Annotated in this window: 1 protein-coding gene; it reads right to left on the bottom strand. The window is 52.1% G+C overall.

Going from position 1 to position 664, the window contains the following annotated elements; translation table 11 throughout:
- On the bottom strand, positions 1-632 hold a 632-nt coding region (locus R7Z49_RS25450), incomplete at its 3' end, for a TraC family protein (protein ID WP_318112448.1).
- Positions 633-664: the final 32 nt, after the last annotated feature.

Below are 664 nucleotides of genomic sequence, written 5' to 3'. Positions count from 1 at the left end.
AACTGGCGTTTGCGCTCCAGAGTGTTTTTCGTGCTTTCTGCCTCAGGGAAAAACACATTGGTCACAACCATGTAGTTTTCTTTGATGCTGGAGTTGCCGCCGCTGAGATCCCCGGCATAGGTCAACGCATCACCAAAGTAGAAAACGTCAGGCAGCTTTTTCGCTGACATGACTTTCGCGTGGTAGTCCCCCAGCCTGATGCCGTTCTTGCTGACTTCCACATCAGTGCCGTAATCGAAGATTTGCTCGCAGATGGGCTTATCCATCTCCCAATCCACAGAGTCATGTCGCCATGAAGCATCCGGCCCCCAATTCAGGATGGTGCTCATGATCCGGATGTAGTTCACCGCCGTCATTGTGCGGGGACGCAGACCAACGGTTTGAAGCGATGATTCGACCTTCGTGCGAAGCTGTGCGAGCTGCTGGAGTTCGCTTTCAGTCGGGTTATTGTTCTTGATGGGGACTTTGCACGTAACGAACAGCTTGAGGTCTTGGATCAAGCCATTGTCGTAGATACCTTTGTTGGTCTTGGCAAATATGCGTTCTGTCGTGTGGTGCTGGAGGAAGTTAATCCGTTCCTTGATGACAGATGTCAGCAGCTCGTGACGGAAGCCATCACGCAACCCCATCATCCGGTACATCTCCTGATTGATGTCCGGGGAGC

The organism is Vibrio sp. 1562, from assembly GCF_033340155.1.
Taxonomy (GTDB): Bacteria; Pseudomonadota; Gammaproteobacteria; order Enterobacterales; family Vibrionaceae; genus Vibrio; species Vibrio alginolyticus.
The sequence above is the reverse complement of the archived record's forward strand: the minus strand, read 5'-3'. Positions and strand labels throughout refer to the sequence as shown.